The sequence below is a fragment of the Erwinia sp. 9145 genome (assembly GCF_000745075.1).
GTDB lineage: Bacteria > Pseudomonadota > Gammaproteobacteria > Enterobacterales > Enterobacteriaceae > Erwinia > Erwinia oleae.
The window spans coordinates 1,380,620-1,400,582 of the sequence record NZ_JQNE01000001.1 but is presented as its reverse complement, the minus strand read 5'-3'; the positions used below and the strand labels follow the sequence as shown (position 1 = coordinate 1,400,582).

At 53.5% G+C, this 19,963-nt stretch carries 17 protein-coding genes; 8 read left to right on the top strand and 9 right to left on the bottom strand.

Annotated features, from left to right (window positions below; all coding sequences use genetic code 11):
* The first annotated feature begins 158 nt into the window (after positions 1–158).
* Both FA91_RS06860 and mgsA read left to right on the top strand, forming a co-directional pair.
* The gene (locus tag FA91_RS06860) at positions 159–797 is read left to right on the top strand and encodes a DUF2057 family protein (RefSeq protein WP_034919046.1); all 639 of its coding nucleotides are present in this window, start codon (positions 159–161) and stop codon (positions 795–797) included.
* A gap of 83 nt (positions 798–880) precedes the next feature.
* Positions 881–1,339, top strand: coding sequence for a methylglyoxal synthase (gene mgsA / locus FA91_RS06855; RefSeq protein WP_034913910.1), 459 nt, complete (start codon positions 881–883; stop codon positions 1,337–1,339).
* 5 nt (positions 1,340–1,344) lie between these two features.
* Here the strand turns inward: mgsA and helD are convergent, their stop codons facing one another.
* Positions 1,345–3,399: a DNA helicase IV gene (helD, locus tag FA91_RS06850; protein WP_034913907.1), complete on the bottom strand. Its 2,055-nt coding sequence runs from the start codon at positions 3,397–3,399 to the stop codon at positions 1,345–1,347.
* Positions 3,400–3,521: 122 nt separating this feature from the next.
* Here helD and FA91_RS06845 point away from each other — a divergent pair, with 122 nt between their 5' ends.
* Positions 3,522–3,968, top strand: a complete 447-nt coding sequence (locus tag FA91_RS06845; RefSeq protein WP_034913903.1) for a YccF domain-containing protein — start codon at positions 3,522–3,524, stop codon at positions 3,966–3,968.
* Between the two features lie 7 nt (positions 3,969–3,975).
* On the top strand, positions 3,976–6,102 hold the full coding sequence (gene yccS, locus FA91_RS06840; RefSeq protein WP_034913900.1) for a YccS family putative transporter: 2,127 nt from the start codon (positions 3,976–3,978) through the stop codon (positions 6,100–6,102).
* A 26-nt stretch (positions 6,103–6,128) separates the two neighbouring features.
* On the opposite strand, the gene FA91_RS06835 is transcribed toward yccS, so the two are convergent.
* Complete coding sequence (locus FA91_RS06835) at positions 6,129–6,725, bottom strand: TfoX/Sxy family DNA transformation protein (RefSeq protein WP_034913897.1); 597 nt, start codon at positions 6,723–6,725, stop codon at positions 6,129–6,131.
* 215 nt (positions 6,726–6,940) lie between these two features.
* Here FA91_RS06835 and sulA point away from each other — a divergent pair, with 215 nt between their 5' ends.
* Both sulA and ompA read left to right on the top strand, forming a co-directional pair.
* Positions 6,941–7,450 (top strand): SOS-induced cell division inhibitor SulA, encoded by a 510-nt coding sequence (gene sulA, locus FA91_RS06830; protein WP_034913895.1) that lies wholly within the window; start codon positions 6,941–6,943, stop codon positions 7,448–7,450.
* A 350-nt stretch (positions 7,451–7,800) separates the two neighbouring features.
* Positions 7,801–8,874 (top strand): porin OmpA, encoded by a 1,074-nt coding sequence (gene ompA / locus FA91_RS06825; RefSeq protein ID WP_034913892.1) that lies wholly within the window; start codon positions 7,801–7,803, stop codon positions 8,872–8,874.
* A 70-nt stretch (positions 8,875–8,944) separates the two neighbouring features.
* Here ompA and matP read toward each other — a convergent pair whose 3' ends face one another.
* On the bottom strand, positions 8,945–9,406 hold the full coding sequence (matP, locus tag FA91_RS06820; protein WP_034913889.1) for a macrodomain Ter protein MatP: 462 nt from the start codon (positions 9,404–9,406) through the stop codon (positions 8,945–8,947).
* Positions 9,407–9,578: 172 nt separating this feature from the next.
* On the opposite strand from matP, the gene FA91_RS06815 reads away from it, so the two are divergent.
* Both FA91_RS06815 and fabA read left to right on the top strand, forming a co-directional pair.
* A complete protein-coding gene (locus tag FA91_RS06815; protein ID WP_034913886.1) occupies positions 9,579–11,333 on the top strand; it encodes a Lon protease family protein in 1,755 nt (584 codons plus the stop codon).
* Between the two features lie 68 nt (positions 11,334–11,401).
* Positions 11,402–11,920 (top strand): bifunctional 3-hydroxydecanoyl-ACP dehydratase/trans-2-decenoyl-ACP isomerase, encoded by a 519-nt coding sequence (fabA, locus tag FA91_RS06810; RefSeq protein WP_034913884.1) that lies wholly within the window; start codon positions 11,402–11,404, stop codon positions 11,918–11,920.
* Positions 11,921–11,968: 48 nt separating this feature from the next.
* Here the strand turns inward: fabA and rmf are convergent, their stop codons facing one another.
* The 6 genes from rmf to rlmKL form a co-directional block, all read right to left on the bottom strand.
* Entirely contained in the window at positions 11,969–12,136 is a 168-nt protein-coding gene (rmf, locus tag FA91_RS20430) for a ribosome modulation factor (protein ID WP_072016874.1), read from the bottom strand.
* Positions 12,137–12,416: 280 nt separating this feature from the next.
* Positions 12,417–12,983, bottom strand: coding sequence for a membrane integrity-associated transporter subunit PqiC (gene pqiC / locus FA91_RS06805; protein WP_034913882.1), 567 nt, complete (start codon positions 12,981–12,983; stop codon positions 12,417–12,419).
* Entirely contained in the window at positions 12,983–14,623 is a 1,641-nt protein-coding gene (gene pqiB / locus FA91_RS06800) for an intermembrane transport protein PqiB (RefSeq protein ID WP_034913879.1), read from the bottom strand. Before pqiB ends, pqiC begins: the two co-directional genes overlap by 1 nt.
* On the bottom strand, positions 14,610–15,884 hold the full coding sequence (gene pqiA, locus FA91_RS06795; protein ID WP_034913876.1) for a membrane integrity-associated transporter subunit PqiA: 1,275 nt from the start codon (positions 15,882–15,884) through the stop codon (positions 14,610–14,612). The genes pqiB and pqiA overlap by 14 nt, the downstream gene beginning before the upstream one ends.
* A 17-nt stretch (positions 15,885–15,901) precedes the next feature.
* Complete coding sequence (locus tag FA91_RS06790) at positions 15,902–17,806, bottom strand: ABC transporter ATP-binding protein (RefSeq protein ID WP_034913874.1); 1,905 nt, start codon at positions 17,804–17,806, stop codon at positions 15,902–15,904.
* Positions 17,806–19,929, bottom strand: coding sequence for a bifunctional 23S rRNA (guanine(2069)-N(7))-methyltransferase RlmK/23S rRNA (guanine(2445)-N(2))-methyltransferase RlmL (gene rlmKL / locus FA91_RS06785; protein ID WP_034919042.1), 2,124 nt, complete (start codon positions 19,927–19,929; stop codon positions 17,806–17,808). Before rlmKL ends, FA91_RS06790 begins: the two co-directional genes overlap by 1 nt.
* Between the last annotated feature and the right edge of the window lie 34 nt (positions 19,930–19,963).

The window sequence follows — 19,963 nt, the reverse complement described above, 5'->3', positions numbered from 1 at the left end:
GTCTATGCGCTGACAGCATTTATGGAATAAACCAGCGTCATAACAGCAAAAAATAAGGCCATACCGCACAAATAAATATGTTAAAATGTAAACATTCTGCTTTACTGAAAAAAATTGATACATTCAGCGCTTACGCACTGCTGCGCATTGGAGAAAGAATGAAGCTGCGTCTGGTCATGGCAGGCTTATTGATAATGGTAACTGCGGCATCTTCGCAGGCAACCACCCTTAAGCTCGCTTCGGATATTGACCTGTTGGTCCTTGATGGACGTAAAATTTCCGGTTCGCTACTCAAAGGTGCCGACGGCCTGGAGCTTGATCGCGGGCAGCATCAACTACTGTTTCGCGTTGAAAAGGATCTGCAAAAAAATTCGCACAGGGGCTCATCATGGATCTCTGTTCCGCAGATTGTAACGTTTACAGCCCAGGCAGAATCAATCGCTATCAAACTGCCGCCGCTGGAGACGCTCCAGCAGGGGAAAGCCTTTGATAAACATCCTTCTTTTGAATTGATTGACGAGCACGGCGCGACCATCAATAGCCAGCGTGATTATCTTTCGAGTAATGAGAGCAACTTCGAACAGGCGATGATCGCCTATAATCTTCAGCGTAACGTTGCTTCCGTTCCGCGTTTTGCCCAACCCCATCTCTCCAACGCGCCGGCTGACGATATGTCCACCGACATGGTAAGCATGGAGCATCCTACCGGTCGTCTGCTTCAGCTCTGGTATCGTCAGGTGGACTCCGCCACGCGTCAACGCCTGGTTCTGCTGATGCAGGCGCTGCGAACCAGTTGATGTCTGTCGTTTGACAGCCTAAACTCGATACGCGATTGGGCAGACCTGTTCTGTCGTCATCTGCCACGAACCAGGAAACCGGCATGGATCTTACCACCCGTACAATTCAGAAGAAAAAACACATCGCGCTGGTTGCGCACGATCATTGCAAAACGTCGCTGATGCAGTGGGTTGATATCCATAAAGACGTGCTGAAAGCGCATACTCTTTATGCGACGGGCACCACAGGCAATCTTATTCAACGTGCAACCGGCCTGCCGGTTGAAGCGATGCTCAGCGGCCCGATGGGTGGCGATCAGCAGGTGGGGGCGCTAATCTCTGAATCGAAAATTGATGTACTGTTCTTCTTTTGGGATCCGCTGAATGCCGTTCCGCACGATCCTGATGTTAAAGCCCTGCTGCGGCTGGCAACCGTCTGGAATATCCCGGTGGCCACAAACCGCAGCACCGCCGATTTTATTATCCATTCGCCGCTTTTTGCACAGCAGATTGATATCAGCATTCCTGATTATCAGCGCTATCTTGCAGAGCGCCTGAAGTAGCTGCGCTAGGGCCTGCGCAGTATCGGCACGCCGAGCTGCCTGAGTTCTTCAACAAATACCGACGGATTTTCTTTATTGTAAAGCAGCCACACCTGCTGCTTTGCGCGTGTAATCGCGACATAGGCAAGCCGGCGCTCCTCCGCATCGGGAAAATCTTCCGGCGTTGGGAGCAGGGCCTGCTCGATTACCGATTCCCGCGTCGGTGCCGGAAATCCTTCCCGGCCCTCTTCTAATCCAAGCAGCAATACATAATCCGCCTGCTGTCCTTTACTGGCATGGATAGTTAAAAATTCAACTTTAAGTTTTGGCCAGCGGGTTTTTGCTTTGTCCATCAGCGCAGGGCGCAGAAAATGATAACGCGCGAGGATCAAAACCCGCTCCTCTGGCCGGGCATAACCGCTAATTTTATTAAGCAGGTCTTCCAGCTGGGATTCAGGCAGCAGTGAAATGGACTTTTTATTGCCTTTGCTCAGACTGTTCAGCGCTTTTTTTAACTGATGCGGATTGCGCTGGATAAAGCCATTGGCTTTTTCACCAATGCGATCGTTGAACCGGTAAGTCGTATCCAGTACGCAACGATCGCCTTCGCCAAAATAGTGATGAAAAGCGGTGGTTAGCGTCATTTCCGCACCGCTGAAGCGATAGATGGCCTGCCAGTCATCCCCCACAGCAAACAGCGTGGTTTGTTTGTTTTGTCTTCTCAGTGCCGTCAACAGCGCCGCGCGCTGCGGTGAAATATCCTGAAATTCATCAACCAGAATATGCTTCCAGGGACTGATGAAACGTCCCTTATCAAGGATGTTCACCGCCTGATGGATAAGCCCTGAGAAATCAACCGCGCCCTCTTCTTTTAGCGCGCCTTTCCAGGCTTTCATGATGGGCGCCATCAGTTTTACGCGTTTGCTGAACAGCTCGCGAACCTCCTCAGGCGCAGAGTCAATCATTGCTGCCTGCGCGCCGCCGTGCATCCGCATCAGCCCAAGCCAGCGCTCAAGCCGTCCCGCCAGCCTGCCGGCAAGCCGATCGTCCTGCCAGAAGGCGCTTTCATCCGAGGTCCAGTCCAGCTCGTCCTGTAACCAGTGACGCCAGCCGTTGGCGTGCGCTTTTTTCTCGCTACACTGCTGACGCCAGGTATCAATAAGTAATTTATGGCGCAGCGCGGTGTCAGTTTCCAGCCTGCTGATAGCGGGCGCTTTATTGCTGCCCTGCTGAATAATGTTCAGCGCGAGCGAATGAAATGTTCGCGCTTCAATGCCTTTGGCATCAAGACGCGCGCTGATACGCTCGTTCATCTCTTCAGCGGCTTTGCGCCCGAAGGCCAGCAGAAGGATCTCCTGCGGCGTCGCCTGCTTACGAAGCAGCAACCATCCTGCGCGCGCGACCAGTACCGACGTTTTGCCGCTGCCCGCGCCTGCCAGCACCAGCAGCGCCTCTTCGCCGTTGACCACCGCTTTTGCCTGAGAGGCATTGAGAGGTGAAGTTTCTACATGGTTGAAAAAGTCAGCATGCGCGTCGAGCATTTTTTCAGTCCATTGAGCGTTTCTCTTCTGTCGCGTTGCTTCACTGCTGTCCAGCCATTGCAGGCAGTGATGATAAGCTTCCCGGCAGTTATCGAACGCGTCCAGGCGCGACGTGGGTAACGGTAGCGACGCAAATGCCTGAAGAATGCTCTCACGGCACCCCGCCATATCTTTACGTTTCAGCCACTTGTCCTGCTGTTCAAACCCGCTGAGTTTTGTCACCTGCTCATCCAGAACACCTGCTGCGACCGCGCTCATCTCTTCGCTCCAGCGCCGCCACTGCTGGCTTAGCACATGATAAAAGCGTTGGGTTTCCTGCCATTCCGTGCCGTGTAGTCTCACAACTTTTTTGTCCGGCAGGGTAAATTCCAGCTCGCCCCACACCAGGCCGCGTTTGCACGTGATGTCCAGCAGTTGATTGAACGGGATCAGGTATTGATGCTTCTCTCCGCTGACTTCAACGCCAGCGGTCAGCAGCCGCACACGGTTGTATGGATGCTGCGCCAGATGCTTACCCAACGATGTTGCTTTCAGTTCCATGAAGAGACCCTGGCTGCTGTTAACGGTTCTGGCGCTAGTTTACCCGTCCACAGTGTACCGCTCCAGCCTTAAAACGCGGTACAATCAGCGCATTGCGTTCTGCACGTTCCAGGGAAACTACTATGCGTACCGTTTTAAATGTTCTGAATTTCTTTTTGGGTGGATTTTTCCTCACGCTCTGCTGGCTGTTTGCCACGGTAGCCAGCATTGTTTTTGTTTTTACCCTACCGTTAACCCGCTCCTGTTGGGAGATAACCAAACTATCCCTTCTGCCCTACGGCAATGAAGCGGTACACGTTGATGCGCTCTATCCGGACAGAAAAAATGCTCTGCTGAGCACCAGCGGCAGCCTGCTGAATATTATCTGGCTGATCTTTTTTGGCTGGTGGCTGTGCATCTTACATGTCCTCACTGGTATAGCGCAGTGCCTGACGTTAATCGGTATTCCTGTCGGTATTGCGCATTTTAAAATTGCCGCCATTGCTTTGTGGCCCGTAGGGCGCCGCGTGGTTTCAGTGGAAGTGGCTCAGGCCGCTCGCGAGGCAAACGCCCGCAGCCGTTTTAACTGAGATCGACATGCGCCTAACGTTTACCTCCGGCCTGCGTCGGTATGCTTATAACAGCGCGCTTTTCTACAACCTGCGAATTTTCTTTGCGCTTGCGGGTACGGCGAGCGTGCCCTGGTTTATGGATCAGATAACGTGGACCATCCCCCTTACGCTTGGAGTGGTGGCGGCGGCGCTGGCAGATTTGGACGACCGCCTGGCGGGCAGACTGCGCAACCTGTTGATTACACTTGTATGCTTTTGCGTTGCCTCGGTTTCTGTTGAGCTGCTTGCCCCGACGCCGTGGCTGTTTACGCTGGGGCTGGCGGTATCCACCTGGGGATTTATCCTTTTAGGTTCGCTGGGGCAGCGCTATGCCACCATCGCCTTTGGTGCGCTGCTGATCGCCATTTATACGCTGCTGGGCATTCAGCTCTTTCCACAGTGGTATGTGCAACCCATTCTTTTGCTGACGGGTGCCATCTGGTACAACCTGCTGACGCTGGCCGGACACCTCATTTTTCCGGTACGCCCGCTTCAGGAAAACATGGCGCGCTGCTTTGAAGAACTGGCGGTATGCCTGGAAGCGAAGGCAGGATTGTTCGATCCCGATTTAGAGGATGACAGCCCGTCACTGATTGAAATGGCGATGGCCAACGGCAAGCTCGTGGCTACGCTTAATCAGGCAAAAAACTCCATTCAGTCCCGCCTGCGCGGCGATCGCGGCCAGCGCGGCACCCGCAGAACGCTGCACTACTATTTCATTGCGCAGGATATTCATGAGCGTGTCAGCTCCTCTCACGCGCAATATCATGCGTTGCGCCATGAATATCGCGACAGCGACGTTTTGTTTCGCTTCCAGCGCCTGCTCTCTATGCAGTCAAGAGCCTGTCAGCAACTTGCAGGCTGCATTCTAATGCGGGATACCTATCAACACGATCCGCGCTTCGAACGCGCGTTCTTGCATCTGAATGAAACGCTCGATCGTCTGGAAAAAGCCCGGCCGGCAAACAGCGATATCAAAGCGATGCATTATCTTCTTAACAACCTGAAAGCTATAGACGCACAGTTGGCGACGGTTGAATCTGAACAGGCTCTGGCCGCAGGCGTTGATAACACCCTCTCAAGCGAAGGGCTGAACGGCTGGGCAGATATCAGGCTGCGATTCAGTCGACATCTTTCACCGGAATCTCCCCTTTTTCGCCACGCGGTGCGGATGTCCTTGCTGCTGTGCGCTGGCTACACCTTTATTCAGCTAACGGGTATGCAACACGGCTACTGGATATTGCTGACCAGCCTTTTTGTTTGCCAGCCAAACTATAACGCAACCCGACGGCGCCTGGCGCTGCGCATCGCCGGTACGCTGGCAGGTATCGTTACGGGCCTGCCGCTACTCTGGCTGGTGCCCTCCGTTGAGGGTCAGCTTGTATTAATTGTGGCTTCCGGCGTGCTGTTTTTCGCATTTCGTCAGTCACAATATGCGCATGCCACGATGTTCATTACCCTGCTGGTTCTTTTCTGTTTCAACCTGCTCGGTGAAGGTTTTGAGGTGGCGTTGCCGCGCGTGGTGGATACGCTTCTCGGCTGCGGCATTGCCTGGCTGGCGGTGGCTTTTATCTGGCCGGACTGGCGCTTTCGACGTCTCTCTTCGGTTGCAGAACGGACGCTAAAGGCCAATTGCCGTTATCTCGATGCCATCCTTGTGCAATACCATCAGGGTAAAGACAATCGCCTTGATTATCGCATTGCGCGGCGTGATGCTCATAACGGCGATGCAGAACTGGCTTCAGTCGTGTCAAATATTTCAGCAGAAAAAAATACGTTGCCGGGTACTCGGGAGGCAGCCTTTCGCTTGTTATGTCTGAATCACTCGTTTTTGAGTTATATCTCTGCGTTAGGTGCCCACCGTGAAAAAATTCCCCGGGAGGCAATGTTGACGCTGATGGATGACGCCGTTTGCTATGTCGACGACATTCTGCATAGCGATCCCATTAATAAAGAGAAGGCACAGCGTCAACTTGCCGATCTTGCGCATCAGATTGCCATTCTGGACGCCGATCCTGAAACAAAAGAGCCATTAATTTTGCAGCAGGTCGGATTACTGGTAACGCTGCTGCCGGAAATAGCGCAATTAAAGACCCACATTCAGAACCATTAACTCAGTGCTAAAGCGGCAATATGCGCTTACACCGTCTGGCAATACCAGCAGAAAAGCTCATCTTTCACTGACTGGGGTAATGCCTGACAGTGATGGCCGCGAATAGCACCTTCCAGGGCATATAAGACATTGAGACTGAGGTTGGTATTGCTGGCGCGCAATCTGAGCCAACATGCTTTTGCGCCCTCCTGCTTCAGCCGCTCAACGGTATCAATACCCACTCTGCGAAGCTGATGTTCGATACGTATACTGAGGTTAGGTAAATCCTTCAGCCTTATGTTGCTTGAATCAAGCGCACGCTGTTGGCGAGCGCCCTCAAGACATAACTGGCTTAGCGTCAGAAGCTGCCCGGGCGCTTTCCACAGTTCCGAATCTACCCGATAGTAATCAAGAATAATTGGAATGCCCCTTTTCTTGAGGCATAGCGGCTGCATGTTGTGTTCAATAAGGTAGGGTTTCACCTGTTCACAAGCGCGAAGATAGAGCTCTCCTTCCGATACCAGCGCAAAAACAACTTTATCAATCGCTAAACTGTACCCACCAAACTGGCTTCTGCTGTCTATATTACCCAGTTCGATAAGTTCTTGTTTGGCCTGTGCTATTTTTATTTTTGAGTGATACATCTTTTTCTCCTTTTTGCCTTCAGCTACCAGAGTCCGAAGGCGTTTCCTTATGCAAGAGAGAAAGTATGCAATAGCGATTACAGGTTCAATTACTAATTAGCGTTACGGCCATTTTCATCGCATTTTTGCGAAGCATTTTCAAAAAATTCATGTTGATCTTTAGTTTCGCACAGGATACTGTTTATCCATACAGTATCACTACAGGCGAAGCTACCATGCAAACTCACTCTCTGAAAAAACATCGCGTTAACCGCAGGTACAGTGAGACCTCTGCCAGCGCGATCTCTGATTTTTCCGCTGCGCCGGGTTTAATTAGCGAACTCGTCTATAGTGAAAATCAGCCCGGACTGACCCAATTGCTTTTGCTGCCTCTGCTACAGCAGCTGGGCACGCAATCGCGCTGGCAGCTCTGGTTGACGCCGCCGCACAAACTTAGCCGTAACTGGTTACGTGATGCCGGCCTGCCATTGAATAAAGTTATGCAGGTGCCGCCAACGCAAACGATAACCACGGTTGAAGCAATGATTAAAGCGCTACAAACGGGGAATTACAGTGTTGTGCTGGGTTGGATTTCTGAAGAAATTTCGGTCAGTGAACGGTGCAGACTTCAACAGGCTGCGCGTTCAGGTCAGGCTTTAGGCCTGATCATGTGTCCGGATCGCGCAAATTGTGCGCCTTCAAGACCGCTTAATGGGTTAAAAATTCACTCAACTTTGTATCATTAAGTAAAAATAAGATTTTTCTCAGCGCGCCCTTTATTTCCTGTACCGGTAACCGTCTGATATTGCTATGGCGCGGCCGGACAAGGAGTTAGCTCTATTTCGCATCATATAGTCCTGAGAAATTTTCACTGAAAATGTGAAAATTTATGTAGAAAACCTCTTTTTTTTTACTGACTCACGTAACATCTTACTTGTAACTTTGCTGGTACGTTGTAGACTTTACGTCGCCAGGGTGCTCAATAATCACCTTTTTTGGATGAGACACAATCGAGCTTACATAACCCGGCGAAGGATTTTAATCAAAGAGCTAATGAAAGCTCATTGCCTATTTGGATGATAACGAGGCGCAAAAAATGAAAAAGACAGCTATCGCAATTGCAGTGGCACTGGCTGGCTTCGCTACCGTAGCGCAGGCCGCCCCAAAAGATAACACCTGGTATACCGGTGCGAAACTGGGCTGGTCTCAGTATCACGACACTGGTTACTACGGTAACGGTTACACCAACAATGATGGCCCAACTCATGAAAGTCAGCTGGGCGCCGGTGCATTCGGTGGCTATCAGGCTAACGAATACCTGGGCTTCGAACTGGGTTATGACTGGCTGGGTCGTATGCCTAACAAAGGCAACAACGTCAACGGCGCATTCAAAGCACAGGGCATTCAGCTGGCTGCTAAACTGAGCTACCCAATTGCTGACGATCTGGACGTGTACACGCGTCTGGGTGGTATGGTATGGCGTGCAGACTCTACTCAGCAGAACACCGCTACTGGCAACCGCATCAGCGACCACGACACCGGCGTATCTCCGCTGGCTGCTGTAGGTTTCGAATATGCGCTGGACAAAAACTGGGCAACGCGTCTGGACTATCAGTGGGTTAACAACATCGGCGATGCGCAGACTGTTGGCACCCGTCCTGATAACGGCATGCTGAGCCTGGGCGTGTCTTACCGCTTTGGTCAGGATGAAGCTGCTGCTCCAGCACCAGCTCCGGCTCCAGCGCCAGCGCCAGTTGTTGAAACCAAGCGTTTCACACTGAAGTCTGACGTTCTGTTCACCTTCAACAAAGCTTCTCTGAAGCCAGAAGGTCAGCAGGCTCTGGATCAGCTGTACACCCAGCTGAGCTCAATGGATCCTAAAGATGGTTCCGTTGTTGTTCTGGGTTACACCGACCGCATCGGTTCTGACCAGTACAACCAGAAGCTGTCTGAAAAACGCGCTCAGTCTGTTGTTGACTACCTCGTTTCTAAAGGCATCCCTTCTAACAAGATCTCTGCACGCGGTATGGGTGAAACTAACCCTGTTACCGGCAACACCTGTGACAGCGTGAAAGGCCGTAACGCCCTGATCGATTGCCTGGCACCGGATCGTCGCGTAGAAATCGAAGTTAAAGGTATCAAAGATGTTGTGACTCAGCCTCAGGGCTAAGCTACCTCATTCAGAAAAAACCCCGCAGCTGCGGGGTTTTTTTTTGCTGAAAATTGTGCGGAAAATACCGTTATGATGGATTTGGTTTGCCAAGTATGGCTTTCAGATCCTGCTTAAGGGATGACATCTGGCTGGCATATTTCTCTTTTCTTTCAGCATCCTCAATCAGCTGAACAATAGTTTCTGATAGCGTGCTGCTTCTGCGCTGCGCGAGGCCTGCCAGGCGCTGCCACACCAGATATTCCAGGTCGATAGATTTTTTGCGTGTATGCTGATGCTCGGCATTGAAATGACGCTTGCGACGAGCGCGGATGGTCTGCTTCATTCTGTTTTGCAGCGCAGGGTTGATGTGTTCCTCGATCCAGGCAAGCACTTCAACCGGGCGATTTTCCATTGCCAGTAATTCTTCTACGGCAACCTGCGCCGCACTGAACTCCAGATAGCGGGTTATCTGCTCGCCTTCCCGGTGCTTTTTCACCAGATATTTCCATTTCCAACCGCTTTCAAGATTTTCCAGTTGCTGATATTTCATCGGAATCTCATCTGTCCACGTAACAGGGTTAGAATAACAGTTTTTTCTTACGCAACCGCAGATAAAACAGAATCGTTATCATCTCAACATGAAGAGCGGCGTATGTCTACGATGCTTAACGGACTAAGATCTTGTATAATGCCGCTTTTCATTGAGAATAAATACGATAACTTTGACCAGCAACCGACTTGAATGGCGTAACTTACAGCCTGATACCGACAGCATCCTGCCCTTTTTTGCACAGGCATATGACGCCGACCCCAGTTGTTTTTCGCTGGTTCAATCACGTCTTTTTGACGGGCTAAAACTGCTGCTGGCAACCTCAGCAAGCATGCCGCTGATGATGGTAAAAACATCAGAAACCGTTGATTATCAGGCGCTGCTTCAGCATGAGCTTGCCACGCTTGACGACGGCAATGCCCCTGAGATTTACGGCGGCTGCTATACCGTTGACGGCGCGTCGGTGACCTGGCAGCCAGCCGGTTCTGCGCAGGATAATTTTGCCAGCGTGGGCGGCGTGCACCGTGCTGACTGGATTGAAGCCGAACAGCTTTTTGGCTGCGTTCGCCTTCAGCAAAACAGGGTTCAACTTGAACCAGGCCTGCTTCACCGCGCGAACGGCGGAACAGTGATCCTCTCCATTCGCACCCTGCTGGCACAGCCGTTGCTCTGGCTTCGCTTAAAGCAGATCATGACCAGCAAGCGCTTCGAATGGCTTTCTCCTGACGAAACGCGCCCGCTTCCTTTATCGATTCCTTCAATGCCAATGGAATTCCGTCTGGTGTTGACCGGTGAACGCGATGCGCTGGCTGATTTTCAGGAGATGGAGCCCGAACTTACTGCGCTGGCGATTTACAGCGAATTTGAAGAGAACATTCAGATTGTCAGCGAGGAAGAGCTGGTGTTGTGGGCCAAATGGGTTTTTGCCCTTATCGCGCGCCAAGCCCTGCCGCCGGTTGCGGAAAGCGTCTGGCCCGTACTGATCCGCGAAGCCGTACGCTATACCGGCGATCAGGATACGCTGCCGCTCTGTCCCGCGTGGATTGCACGCCAGCTTCAGGATGCGGCGCTGTATTGCACGGATGCTGAAATCAAAGGTGAAGATCTTGAATCTGCGCTTGAGAGCCGGGCCTGGCGCGAGGGCTTTCTCGCCGAACGCGTGCGTGATGAAATCCTGCTGGATCAGATTGTTATTGAAACCGAAGGCGAAACCATCGGCCAGATTAACGCGCTCTCCGTGATAGAGTTTCCTGGTCATCCACGCGCCTTTGGCGAACCGTCGCGTATCAGCTGCGTTGTGCATGTAGGCGACGGCGAATTCACCGACGTCGAGCGCAAAGCCGAGCTGGGTGGCAATATTCATGCGAAAGGCATGATGATTATGCAGGCCTGGTTGATAGCAGAACTGGAACTGGATCAACAGCTTCCCTTCTCTGCATCACTGGTTTTTGAGCAGTCCTATTCGGAAGTAGACGGCGACAGCGCCTCGCTTGCAGAACTTTGTGCGTTGATCAGCGCGCTGGCCAGTCAGCCCATCTTTCAGCATATTGCCGTGACCGGGTCGGTCGATCAATTTGGCCGCGTCCAGCCCGTTGGCGGTCTTAATGAAAAGATTGAGGGCTTTTTCCACATCTGTAATCAGCGCAATCTTGATGGTAAACAAGGCGTTATCATTCCGGCGGCGAATGTGAGACATCTTTCGCTTCAGCAGGAGGTTGTTGACGCCGTGCGTGAAGAAAAATTCCATATTTGGGCGGTAAATAGCGTTTACGAAGCGCTGCCTCTGCTGACGGGAGCAGAGTGGGATAAAGAAACGGGCCCCTGTCTGCTACGATCTATTCAGGAGCGTATCGCACATATTAATCAGCTGGATGCTCGCCACCGCGCATGGCCGCTACGCTGGCTCAACTGGTTTAACCAGCGCTGATCGGACTTGTTCAGCATACACCTGTTCGCTAACCTTCGTGGTTCACTAAAATAAGGCTTATTTAAAACATGGTAGATAAACGCGAATCCTATACAAAAGAAGACCTCATTGCCTCTGGTCGCGGAGAGTTGTTTGGCGCGGAAGGCCCGCCATTACCTGCCGGCAACATGCTGATGATGGACCGCGTGGTAAAAATGACCGAAGACGGCGGTAACTACGGTAAAGGCTTTGTTGAAGCAGAACTGGATATTTCACCCGATCTCTGGTTCTTTGGCTGCCATTTTATTGGCGATCCGGTGATGCCTGGCTGTCTGGGTCTGGATGCGATGTGGCAGCTGGTTGGATTTTATCTGGGCTGGCTGGGCGCTGAAGGCAAAGGCCGTGCGCTCGGCGTGGGTGAAGTGAAGTTCACTGGCCAGGTTTTGCCAACCGCGAAAAAAGTCTCTTATCGTATTCACTTCAAACGCGTTATCAACCGTAAACTGGTAATGGGCGTGGCCGATGGCGAAGTGCTGGTAGATGGTCACGTGATCTATACCGCCACCGATCTTAAAGTCGGACTTTTTAAAGATACTTCTGCTTTCTGAATCAAAAAACCTCCGCTTTGCGGAGGTTTTCCCTTTACTGACACCCGGCTACACGGTAACCGATCTGTCCTCCATGGCTTGTCGCCAGCCTCCCAACCAGTGAGATTTCGCATCTATCAGTTGATAGGGGCACATATCTTTGGATCGCCCGGAGATCCCGGCCTGATAACCTCGTGAATGTGCCCGTTCAAGTCGATCTCGTTTCTGTCTCTTCATCATGCCTGTAATCCTCTTTTTCAGGTCAGGTGGACTCTGGTGGAAAGAAATCAGTGGTTAAATAACGTGCAACCACCTTTCTTTTTTACTGCCTTTAAAAATAAAAATCAATGCGCAAATTTCACCGCTTCGTCATCAGGATGAAACGTGGGAAGGCATCTTCAGCGGTTTAAAGGTGTGAAAAAGAACGGCAAGCAGTTGGTTAAAAAAGAAAAATCCCTGTGCGATGCAAAAACGTGTTTGCAGCGCACAGGGATTGTGTGCTTAAGATTAATAGTTTTTATTGATTGTTGCGGATCGCATTAGCGATTTCATTCGCTTCCTGCTGCCAGCCTTTCGCCAGCGTGCGGACCAGCGCATCGTATCCATCTTCGTTCTGCGGCATGGTCAGGGCAAAGCTGCGTTTCTCTATTTTGCCCTGATGTTCCAGCACCCATTCACCGCTGACAATCGCCTGACCGTCGTAGCGACCGTGAAAACCAGTAACGTTAACGTTCAGCTTGTCCTGCTGTTGACCCAGCGGCGACGCGGAAACCAGACTGCCCGGCAGCGCCTGGCTGAGGTTCGCCAGCAGCGTTTGCTGTAGCTGCTGGTCAAGCGGGCTGGCCCACAGATTATTGCTGGCGATAACGTACTGCACATCGCTGCTTTGATAGACAACGCCATTGCCTGCCAGATAATCCGGTACGCTAACATGCTCCACCCACACCGTCGGACGACCGGCATCAACCTGACTGCTGACCGTCGCCAGCCTATTGCCCGCAGGCAACTGATAGTAGTTTGTCTCTGGCGTGCTGCTACAGGCGGTTAAGGCCAGCGCTAACGCCACGGGGATCCATCTCATCATTATTTCGCTCTCTTCGGCTGTGGGTCCTGACCGGGTTTCGCTTCAAATACCAGCGCGTTACTCTTACTGTTCAGCGTTTTCAGCACGGGCTGAAGTTCACGAAGCACCTGATCCAGACGCTGCATATCACCGACCATACGCGAATATGCCGGTGAGCCAGGCTGGAAGCCCTTCATGCTGCGATTCAGCTCACGCAGAGTCTGCTGCATATCCGCAGGCAAGTCCTTCATCGACTGGCTTGAAGTGATTTGATTCACATTATCCAGCGTTTTTTGCAGTTCACGCAGCGTCCGCTGGCTCTCTTTCAGCGTGCCGGTCGCCTCATTAAGTACCGGATTGAGCGGCAGATTATTAATCTTATCCAACGCATCCATCAGTTTTTGCTGGATCTGCGCGAGGCCCCCGCTCACCGTGGGAATCAGTTTATAGCCAGCAAACGCCGTGACACCATCAACAGGTTTGGCATTTTTATAGAAATCCAGATCGATATAGAGCGAGCCGGTCAGCAGGTTCGCTGATTTCAGCGAAGCACGGAGGCCATTTTTGATACCGTCTTTCAGATGCTGATCAATATCAAAATCTTTACCGAGCATGCTCTGGAAGCGATCCGGTTCGATACGGATCAGCACAGGAATGCGGTAGTCGTTGTCCAACTGCTGCGCCACTTTATTGGATTTGTACGGAACTTCAGCCACGGTGCCCAGGCGAATACCGCGGAACTCTACCGGCGCGCCGGGTTGCAGGCCGCGAATCGAGTCGCTGAAGAACATCAGGAAATCTTTGTGAAGGGTATAAAGCGAATCCTGGATGCTGCGCTGATCGTCAAACAGCTTGTACTCCGCTTTATTGGCCGCCACGTCGCCCAGCTCCCAGCCGTTGGGCACATCAAAACTGACCCCGCCGCTGAACAGCGTGGTGAGCGATCCCATTTCAACCCGCATGCCGGAAGCGGACATATCCACGGCGATGCCGCTGTCCTTCCAGAAACGCACGTTGGTGGTAACCAGGCGATCATAAGGCGCGGTGATGAACAGTTGATAGGTCATCATCCGCTTATCGGGATCGAACTGGCTGGTTTCAACCGATCCCACGCGATAACCGCGGAACAGCACCGGATCGCCAGGGTTTAGCTGCCCCGCTTTTGCGCTGTCCAGGGTGATATGGACGCCTTTTGCATCTGGCGATGCCAGCGGCGGTGAATCCAGCAGTTGATACTGCTCTTTTTTACCGCCCTTATTGCCGGGTTGCAGTTCGATATAGGCGCCGGACAACAATGTTCCCAGTCCGGTCACGCCTTCTCGGCCGATAGAAGGTTTCACCACCCAAAAGGCGCTGTCTTCCTTCAGCAATTTTTCCATGCCGGAATTGAGCCGGGCGGTAATTTCAACATGATGCAGGTCATCGGTCAGCACGGCACTTTCGACCACGCCAACGTCAACGCTACGGCTTTTAATGGTGGTTTTGCCGCCTTCGATGCCTTCCGCATTGGTGGTGATGAGCGTAACTAACGGCCCCTGATGGCTGAAGTGATAGAACAGGATCCACGCGCCGATAAGCACGGTGACAATCGGGACAATCCAGACCGGCGACCAGCGTTTGATCTGCTCAACCTTCGCGCTGTGGTGGTTATTTTCCTTCAATGCTCGGCTCCTCAAAACTCTTTTCACGTAATCGATCCCACGTCAGTCGGGGATCGAACGTCATTGACGCGAACATGGTCAGAATAACCACTATCGCAAACAGCAACGCCCCGATGGCGGGATAAATACTCATTAACCTGCCCATGCGCACCAGCGCCGAGAGGACGGCAATCACAAAAACGTCGATCATCGACCAGCGGCCAACAAATTCGACCACCTCATAAATTTTGTGCATTTTTTCGCTGTCGTGATGCGTCGGCCCGTTGCTGCGAGCATCCCAGCAGAGCCAGCCTATCGCCAGCATTTTCAACGAGGGAACCATGATGCTGGCGATAAAAATCACCAGCGCAACCGGATACGAACCGTCACTCCACAGCAGCACCACGCCCGCCATAATCGTCGAATGGGTTTTACTGCCCAGCGATTCCGTCACCATGATCGGCAACAGATTCGCCGGAATATAGAGCATAAAAGCGGTGATGAGCAGCGCCATTGTCCATTGCAGGCTGTGTCTGCGACGCGCGTGGCCTGCGGTGCCGCAGCGTGGGCAAACCGTTTGATCAACAGGCAGCACCGCCGTGCAGCAGCGGCAGGAGCGCAACCCCTGGCGCAGCCCGCTGATGGCCGGCACGGGCTCTGCCGGCAAAGGCGGCGGCGATGCGATCCGCTGCCAGAGCCAGCGCCGATCAACGCACTGAAACGCGCGCAGTTGCAGCACACAAAAAAGGCACCAGGGAACAAAACTGGTGCCAATGCCGATATCGCCATAGGCCATCAGCTTCACGAAACTCACCAGCACGCCGACGAGAAAAATTTCGGCCATGCCCCAGTTTTTCAACTGAAACAGCACGCGCGCCATGCCTCGCCTGAGCGACTGCGGCAGACGAACAGGATTGACCAGCAGCACAATCCCCACCATGCACACGGCGGGCATCGCCTGCACGAACAGAATAAACAGCGTCGCCAGGCTGCTGTAATCTTCAGAGACCATCACCTGTGGAATACGCCACAGGCTAATCTGACTGCTCAATCCGGCAACGTGCATATTAACGAAGGGAAACAGGTTTGCCAGCAGCAGCATAAACAGCGCCGCCAGCGCGTAACCCGTTGGCCGACGCTGCGGCTCCACCCAGGCGGCGGCCAGCGTGGTATCGCAGCGCGGACAACTGGCTTTGCTGCCCGGCGCAAGCTCAGGCACTTCGGTCATCAGGTCGCACTGCGGGCAAAGCATCCAGCGGTCGGGGTGGTGAGAACCGCACATAGTCAACCTCTTCGCGGTTAGCCGTTTTTCAACGATTCAAGATATTCCCAGCGTTCAAAGGCGGCTTCCAGATCCTGCTCCGCCTGCGCCAGCGCATCCAGCACGGGCTGCGTTACCTCATGCGGCTGGCTGAAAAAGCTGGCATCAGCGACCTGCGCCTGAAGCGTTTCGAGCTGCTTCTCCAGTTCTTCCATTCTTTGCGGCAGCTGTTCCAGTTCGCGCTGTAAGTTATAACTCATCTTAGCGGCTGCACGTTTTGCCGGCTCGGCTTTTACGCTTTCCTGCGGAACGGATGAGGTTTTGATCGCCGCGCGCGACTGCTTTGATGCCGCGCGCTGCTGCTGCGCATCGTGATAACCACCGACAAAGGCACCGATATCGCCGTTGCCTTCAAATATCCAGCATTCCGTCACGGTATTATCCACAAACTGACGATCGTGGCTGACCAGCAGCACGGTGCCCTGATAGCCGTCGATCAGTTCTTCCAGCAGCTCCAGCGTTTCCACATCCAGATCGTTGGTCGGTTCATCAAGGATCAGCAGGTTGCTGGGCTTGAGAAACAGGCGTGCCAGCAGCAGACGGTTACGTTCTCCGCCGGAGAGCGCTCTTACCGGCGTCATGGCGCGTTTAGGATGAAACAGAAAATCCTGCAAATAGCCAAGCACGTGACGCGGCTTGCCGTTCACCATTACTTCCTGCTTGCCCTCAGCGAGGTTGTCCATCACGGTACGATCGGGGTCCAGCTCGGCGCGATGCTGGTCGAAATAGGCCACTTCCAGTTTGGTACCGATATGCACGCGGCCGCTGTCGGCTTTCAGCTGACCGAGCATCAGCTTCAGCAGCGTGGTTTTCCCGCAGCCGTTAGGCCCAATCAACGCAATCTTGTCGCTGCGCTGCACCTGCGAGGAGAAATCCCGCACCAGCTGTTTTTCGGCCACACGATAGCTGACGTTCTCCAGTTCAAACACAATCTTCCCGGAGCGGCTGGCTTCTTCGACCTGCATATTGGCTTTGCCCAGCACTTCACGGCGCTCTGCACGCTCGTTACGCAACGCTTTGAGCGCGCGGACGCGGCCCTCATTGCGGGTGCGGCGCGCTTTAATGCCCTGACGGATCCACACTTCTTCCTGCGCCAGCTTGCGGTCGAACTCCGCGTTCTGCATCTCTTCCACACGCAGCGCTTCTTCTTTTGACGTCAGGTAGAGATCGTAATCGCCTGGCCAGGAGACCAGTTTGCCGCGATCGAGATCGACGATGCGCGTCGCCATATTGCGAATAAACGAGCGGTCATGCGAGATAAAAATAATGCTGCCCTGAAACGTTTTCAGGAAGCCTTCCAGCCAGTCGATGGTTTCGATATCAAGATGGTTAGTGGGCTCATCAAGCATCAGGACGCGCGGATTGCTGACCAGCGCGCGGCCCAGCGCCGCTTTACGCAGCCAGCCGCCCGAGAGCGATGAAAGCGGCGCATCCGCCTCCAGCCCGATCTGCTTCAGCACGTCGTGAATGCGGTTTTCAAGCTGCCAGAGGTTTTGATGATCGAGGATGCTTTGAAGACGACCCATCTCATTGAGATTTTTTTCGCTGGGATCGGTCATCACCAGATGAGAAATGGCGTGATAGGCTTTCAGATATTCCGCCTGCTCGTTGACGCCTTCGGCAACGAAGTCATAAACCGAACCCTGAACATCGCGCGGCGGGTCCTGCTGCAAACGCGAAACCACCAGATCCTGTTCATAAATGATGCGACCATCGTCCAGCGGCTGTTCGCGATTGATGATCTTCATCAGCGTGGATTTGCCCGCGCCGTTGCGGCCCACCAGACAGACACGCTCGTTCTCTTCAATATGAAGTTCGGTATTATCTAACAGCGGCGCGTCGCTGAAGGAGAGGTAGGCGCCATGGATACTGATCAGTGACATTAAACATCTTCCTTACCGGCATGAGTAATCAGCCAGCAGTTATGGATCTGACGGTTGCGGGCAAAGTCCTGCGACTGGGTTTTGTCGGTTATTTCCTGCGCGGTTAAATTCAGCGCAGCGAGTCCGGCAAGATCCATTTTGAAACCGCGTTTGTTATTGGAGAACATAATAGTGCCGCCCCGGCGCAGCAGCCGCTTTAAATCTTTCATCAGTTGCAGATGATCGCGCTGCACGTCGAAGCTCTCTTCCATGCGTTTAGAGTTGGAGAAGGTGGGCGGATCGATAAAAATCAGATCGAACTGTTCGTCTGATTCACGCAGCCAGCTGAGGCAGTCGGCCTGCATCAGGCGATGCTGCCGTCCGGTCAAATCGTTAAGGCGCAGATTGCGCTCCGCCCATTCCAGATAGGTACGCGACATATCCACCGTAGTGGTGCTGCGCGCCCCGCCCAGGCCGGCATGCACGCTGGCACTACCGGTATAGGCAAACAGATTCAGGAAATCTTTGCCGTCGCTCATTTCGCCCAGCATTTTGCGGGCAATGCGGTGATCGAGGAACAGGCCGGTATCCAGATAGTCGGTAAGATTGACCCACAGGCGCGCGTTAAACTCTGAGACTTCCATGAAGTCACCTTTTTCGCCCAGCTTCTGATACTGGCTTTTACCCTTCTGCCGCTCGCGGGTTTTCAGCACCAGACGATTCGAGGGCAGATCCAGCACGCTGAGCGTGGCGGATATGACATCGAAAAGGCGCTGGCGCGCTTTTGCCGGCTCGATCGTTTTTGGCGGCGCGTACTCCTGCACCACGATCCAGTCGCCGTAGCGATCCACCGCCACGTTGTAGTCCGGCAGGTCGGCATCGTAAACGCGATAGCATTCGATCCCTTCCTGGCGCGCCCATTTGTCCAGCTTCTTAAGATTCTTACGCAGACGGTTGGCATAATCTTCAGCAATCTGTCCGCGTCCTTCGGACGACGCGCTGACCGCCAGCTGATAATTTTTCTGCACGCAGTCGAGCGGGCCGTTTTTCGCCTTAAACTGACGTCCGGCACGCAGTTGCAGACAGCTTAATAACTCTGGCGAGGCGCTGAACAGCGACAGGTTCCAGCCGCCAAACTGGCTTTTCATGATGCGGCCCAGCTGGCTGTGCAGCGCAATCAGCGCCGGTTCGCTGTCCAGCCGCTCGCCATATGGCGGGTTGCTCAGTACCGTACCTGACGGGCCATCCGGCAGCGGGTTCTCAAGCCTGATGACATCCTTCACGCTAAACTCAATCAGATCCGCCAGGCCGGCGCGACGGGCGTTTGCGCGCGCCCGTTCGATCACTCGCGCGTCATTATCCGAGCCGTAAAAGCGCGAAGCCGTTTCCTGAAGCCCACGGCGGGCGCGCACCTGCGCTTCGCTGGTGATTTCGCGCCACAGTTCGCTATTGAATTTCCGCCAGCCGGTAAAGCCCCAATGGGTGCGATGCAGGCCCGGCGCGCGATCGCTGGCGATCATTGCCGCTTCAATCAGCAGCGTGCCGGAACCGCACATCGGATCGACCAGCGGTGTGCCAGCCTGCCAGCCGGAACGCAGCACGATCGCCGCCGCCAGCGTCTCCTTCAACGGCGCCTGCCCGGCCTGCTGACGGTAGCCGCGCTGATGAAGACCGTCGCCGCTCAGGTCGAGCGCGATGCTGGCGGTATCATTATTCAGCCAGACGTTGATGCGAATATCCGGCAGCTCGCGATCCACATCGGGACGCGGCAGGTTTTTACGGGTAAAACTGTCGACAATGGCGTCTTTCACCTTCAACGCGCCGTACTGGCTGTTGCGGATCACCTCGTTCAGCCCGCTAAAGTGCACGGCAAAGGTTTTTTCACTGCTGAACAGCGCTGGCCAGTCGATGGCCTGGACGCCGAGGTAAAGATCAAGATCGCTGTAAACGCCGCATTCGGTCAGCGGCAACAGGATGCGCGAAGCCAGACGGCTCCACAGTAAACTCTGATACATCAGACGATCGTCGCCCTGAAAATGTACGCCGCCCTGAACCACCCGGCAGCCTTCGGCTCCCAGCGCTTCCAGTTCACTTTTTAACAGCTCTTCGAGCCCACGCGCCGTACTGGCAAACAGAGAATTCATAACGTCACTTATCGTCTTCAGAAAATAGTTGCGC

Coding starts and splice junctions, on each gene's coding strand:
- FA91_RS06835 (WP_034913897.1), bottom strand. CDS start 6,725: ATGTATCACTCAAAAATAAAAATAGCACAGGCCAAACAAGAACTTATC.
- FA91_RS06860 (WP_034919046.1), top strand. CDS start 159: ATGAAGCTGCGTCTGGTCATGGCAGGCTTATTGATAATGGTAACTGCG.
- ompA (WP_034913892.1), top strand. CDS start 7,801: ATGAAAAAGACAGCTATCGCAATTGCAGTGGCACTGGCTGGCTTCGCT.
- pqiC (WP_034913882.1), bottom strand. CDS start 12,983: ATGATGAGATGGATCCCCGTGGCGTTAGCGCTGGCCTTAACCGCCTGT.
- fabA (WP_034913884.1), top strand. CDS start 11,402: ATGGTAGATAAACGCGAATCCTATACAAAAGAAGACCTCATTGCCTCT.
- pqiA (WP_034913876.1), bottom strand. CDS start 15,884: ATGTGCGGTTCTCACCACCCCGACCGCTGGATGCTTTGCCCGCAGTGC.
- yccS (WP_034913900.1), top strand. CDS start 3,976: ATGCGCCTAACGTTTACCTCCGGCCTGCGTCGGTATGCTTATAACAGC.
- helD (WP_034913907.1), bottom strand. CDS start 3,399: ATGGAACTGAAAGCAACATCGTTGGGTAAGCATCTGGCGCAGCATCCA.
- matP (WP_034913889.1), bottom strand. CDS start 9,406: ATGAAATATCAGCAACTGGAAAATCTTGAAAGCGGTTGGAAATGGAAA.
- FA91_RS06845 (WP_034913903.1), top strand. CDS start 3,522: ATGCGTACCGTTTTAAATGTTCTGAATTTCTTTTTGGGTGGATTTTTC.
- FA91_RS06790 (WP_034913874.1), bottom strand. CDS start 17,806: ATGTCACTGATCAGTATCCATGGCGCCTACCTCTCCTTCAGCGACGCG.
- mgsA (WP_034913910.1), top strand. CDS start 881: ATGGATCTTACCACCCGTACAATTCAGAAGAAAAAACACATCGCGCTG.
- sulA (WP_034913895.1), top strand. CDS start 6,941: ATGCAAACTCACTCTCTGAAAAAACATCGCGTTAACCGCAGGTACAGT.
- rmf (WP_072016874.1), bottom strand. CDS start 12,136: ATGAAGAGACAGAAACGAGATCGACTTGAACGGGCACATTCACGAGGT.
- rlmKL (WP_034919042.1), bottom strand. CDS start 19,929: ATGAATTCTCTGTTTGCCAGTACGGCGCGTGGGCTCGAAGAGCTGTTA.